The organism is Campylobacter sp. (assembly GCF_030528245.1).
Classification (GTDB): Bacteria; Campylobacterota; Campylobacteria; order Campylobacterales; family Campylobacteraceae; genus Campylobacter_D.
Genome location: NZ_JAUMZG010000046.1, coordinates 4472 through 8146, shown reverse-complemented (window position 1 = coordinate 8146; position 3675 = coordinate 4472). Strand labels below are relative to the sequence as shown.

General features: G+C 50.3%; 2 protein-coding genes and 2 pseudogenes. 3 read left to right on the top strand and 1 reads right to left on the bottom strand.

Going from position 1 to position 3675, the window contains the following annotated elements:
- Nucleotides 1–360: pseudogene (locus Q4A73_RS06925) on the bottom strand (hypothetical protein); the annotation flags it as partial.
- A 38-nt stretch (nucleotides 361–398) separates the two neighbouring features.
- Between Q4A73_RS06925 and gpmI the strand changes: the two are divergent.
- The 3 genes and pseudogenes from gpmI to Q4A73_RS06910 all read left to right on the top strand — a co-directional run bounded on the left by gpmI (nucleotide 399) and on the right by Q4A73_RS06910 (nucleotide 3604).
- Entirely contained in the window at nucleotides 399–1877 is a 1479-nt protein-coding gene (gene gpmI, locus Q4A73_RS06920; protein WP_303206724.1) for a 2,3-bisphosphoglycerate-independent phosphoglycerate mutase, read from the top strand.
- 45 nt (nucleotides 1878–1922) lie between these two features.
- Nucleotides 1923–2666 (top strand): 3-oxoacyl-ACP reductase FabG, encoded by a 744-nt coding sequence (fabG, locus tag Q4A73_RS06915; protein WP_303206723.1) that lies wholly within the window; start codon nucleotides 1923–1925, stop codon nucleotides 2664–2666.
- 142 nt (nucleotides 2667–2808) lie between these two features.
- A pseudogene (locus Q4A73_RS06910) lies at nucleotides 2809–3604 on the top strand (class I SAM-dependent methyltransferase).
- Nucleotides 3605–3675 lie beyond the last annotated feature (71 nt).

Genomic DNA, 3675 nt, shown 5'->3' with positions numbered 1-3675 from the left:
GCTTTTTGGGCTCGCATCCAAGCCATCCACGCGCACGGTTCTGGCAAAAAACACCGCCCTGAGCGCCTCGCCCTCAAAGACGCCTAGGGCTTCGTAGCGGTAAAAGGGGTGCTTGAGGTAGCGTGCGATGAAGTAGGCCTTGGTTTTGCGGGGGGGAAAGTGGCTTTCAAGCGCGGCGTTTTCGAGGGCTCTGAGGCTCAGTTTTTTGAGATGGAGGGGGGGTGAGATTTGGCTGGACTGGAATTTCTGGTGGGGGGTGGGAATTTTTGGGGATCTGAGGCGGGGCGAGGAATTTTCTGCGCGAGGGGGGAATTGTGGCTGGGCGGGGGGGGGGAATTCTAAAAATAAAGTAGCAACCAAAATGGGCTAGAATGGGGGGAAAATTTGAGGGGCGAGGGATGAAACAAAAATGCGTTTTGATCATCACGGATGGGGTGGGGTGCAATCCTAGCCGTGAATTTAATGCCTTTGCGGCGGCGAGGAAGCCGACTTATGAGGAGCTTTTTGAAAGTGTGCCCAATGCCCTACTGCGAACAAGCGGGGAGGCGGTGGGGCTGCCGAGCGGACAGATGGGAAATAGTGAGGTCGGGCACATGTGCATAGGTAGCGGGCGGGTGATTTACCAAAATCTCGTGCGTATCAACAGGGCGCTGGAGGATGGCTCGCTGCGGGATAATGCGCGGCTAAGAGGCCTTTTGAAGCGCTGCAAAAAAGTCCATGTCATCGGGCTTTATAGCGATGGGGGGGTGCATTCGCATCTGCGGCATTTTAGGGCCATGCTCGAGCTTTGCAAGGAGGCTGGGTCGGAGGTTTTTGCTCATGCCATCAGCGATGGGCGGGACGTTCCGCCCAAGACTGGGGCAGAATTTGTGCGGGAGCTGGAGGATTTTTGCGGCCAAAAGGGGGTGCGTTTTGCGAGTCTTTGTGGTCGTTTTTATGCGATGGATAGGGACAGGCGCTGGGAGAGGGTGCGGGCCTATTATGAGTGCCTGCGGGGGAGGGCTAGTCGGGTGCAAAGCCTTAGCGCGGCGGTGCGCTCAAGCTATGAGGCGGGGGTGTATGATGAATTTATCGAGCCTGTGATAGCTGAGGGCTTTGAGGGCGTGGCGGCGGAGGATGGGCTGATCTTTGTCAATTTTCGCAACGACAGGATGAAGGAGCTGGTGGAGGCCCTGCATGGTGAGGATTTTGGGGAGTTTGAGCGGGATGAGATCTTTAAAAATTGCCTCACGATGACCGTGTATGATGATAAATTTCAAATTCCTGCGCTTTTTGAGAAAGAAAGGCTGCCAAACACTTTGGCCGAGGTGATTTCTCGTGCGGGGCTTTCTCAGCTGCACACAGCAGAGACTGAAAAATACGCTCATGTAACCTTCTTTTTCAACGGCGGGAGGGAGGAGCTGCTAGAAAATGAGACCCGAGTCCTCATCCCAAGCCCCAAGGTCAAAACCTACAACGAAGCGCCCGCCATGAGTGCCTTTGAGGTCTGCGAGGCGGTCAAAAGCGGCATCGAGCGGGGGGAGGACTTCATCGTGGTGAATTTTGCCAACGGCGATATGGTCGGGCATACGGGGGATTTTGCGGCAAGTGTGGAGGCTGTGGAGGCTGTGGATGCGTGCTTGGGGGAGATTGTGAGGGTGGCGCGGCGGGAGGATTATGCCTTCATCATCACAAGCGATCACGGAAACTGTGAGGCTATGGAGGATGCGGCGGGGAATGTGCTGACCAATCATACGACCTTTGATGTTTTTGTTTTTGTGGAAGCGAAAATTTGCAAAAAGCTGAGGCGGGATGGGGGGCTGAGTAATGTCGCAGCGAGCGTTTTGAAGATACTCGGGCTTGAAATCCCGTCGGAAATGGATCCCGCTTTGTTTTAATCAAGCTGTGTTAAGATGAGGCTTTAAATTTATGAAGGAGAGAGGATGCGATTTAGCGGAAGAAATGTTTTGATCACGGGTGCTAGCAAGGGCATAGGCGCGGCGATTGCTAGGAATTTGGCAGGCTTTGGGCTCAAGGTGTGGATAAACTACCGCTCCAAGCCCGAGCTCGCCGATGCTCTGCAGGCTGAGATCAAGGCCGATGGCGGCACGGCGGCGCTGCTGAAATTTGACGCGAGTAGGGAGGAGGAATTTGTCTCGGGGGTGAGGGCCATTTTGGATAGCGATGGGGAGCTTTCGTATCTGGTGAATAATGCGGGCATCACGCGCGATAAACTTGCGCTTAGGATGGGCGTGGAGGACTTTTCTGGCGTGGTGGATGCGAATTTGACCTCGGCCTTTTTGGGGTGTCGTGAGGCCTTGAAGGCGATGAGTAAAAAGCGCTTCGGTGCGGTGGTGAATGTCGCCTCCATCGTTGGAGAAATGGGAAATTTAGGACAGGTCAACTACGCGGCTAGCAAGGGCGGCATGATAGCGATGACGAAGAGCTTTGCGAAAGAAGCCGCCGCGCGCAATGTGCGCTTTAACTGCGTGGCGCCTGGCTTCATCAAAAGCGATATGACTGAAATTTTGAGCGAGGAGGTGAAAAAAAGCTACGAGGAGGCCATCCCGCTAAAGCGGCTTGCCGAGCCCGGTGAGGTGGCTTCCTGCGTGGCTTTTTTGCTAAGCGATCATGCCTCTTATGTGACGGGAGAAGTGCTAAAGATCAACGGCGGACTTTATATGTGAATTTTTTGGGTGGGAAAAATAATGTGGCAAAGATCTTTGCCGTTGGAATACGATCGTTTAGAATGAGTGCTTGATGTGAAGTCATCGCACTTAAAATATGCTAAATTTACGTTTTATTTTTTATGCGAGAAAAGGATATTTTATGAAACAAGGCGATTTTACCGAAGTTGCGAAGCATTATATTAACAGACCTGCTTATAGTGCATTTTTGCTTGAAAAATTGATTAAGTGTATTAATGATACTAATAAGCCTTTAGAGGATTTAAATGTCGTAGAAGTGGGTGCTGGCACGGGTAAGCTCACTAAAATGTTAGCCGAAATTTTTAAGCTTAACATTACCGCTGTGGAGCCAAATGATAATATGCGCGAAGAGGGCATTAAATTCACGCAAAATTGTTCTAATATCTCTTGGAAAAAGGGTAGTGGCGAAGAAACAGGCGTAGAAAGTGGTGTGGCTGATTGGGTGATTATGGCAAGTTCTTTTCACTGGACTGACCCTAAGAAATCTTTACCTGAATTTGCGCGTGTTTTACACGGGGGGGGGGGGGGGTGGCCCCGGCGCAGGTTATTTTACCGCCATTTGGAATCCCCGCCACATTGTAGAGGGTTCAATTTTTGATGAGATTGAAAAAGAAATTAAGAATTTGGTTCCAGAGCTTACTCGTGTGAGTAGCGGGACTCAAAATGTGAAAAAATGGGAAGAAATCCTCGTTTCAACAGGGGATTTTAAGGACTGCTTTTTTATGGAGTGCGACTATACGGAAACTTGGAGCAAAGAACGCTACCTTGGTGCGTGGCACTCTGTAAATGATATACAAGCCCAAGCGGGTGCTTCCAGATGGCAAGAAATTTTAGAGATGATAAGTCATAAAATTTCAAAGCTTGAAAGCATAGAGATACCTTATAAAATAAGAGCTTGGACTGCTAAAAAAGTTTAAGATTAGAGGAGAAAATTATGGAAAAATTAGTTGAGCAAGTGTGGGATTATACAAAACACGCGAAGTTTTAT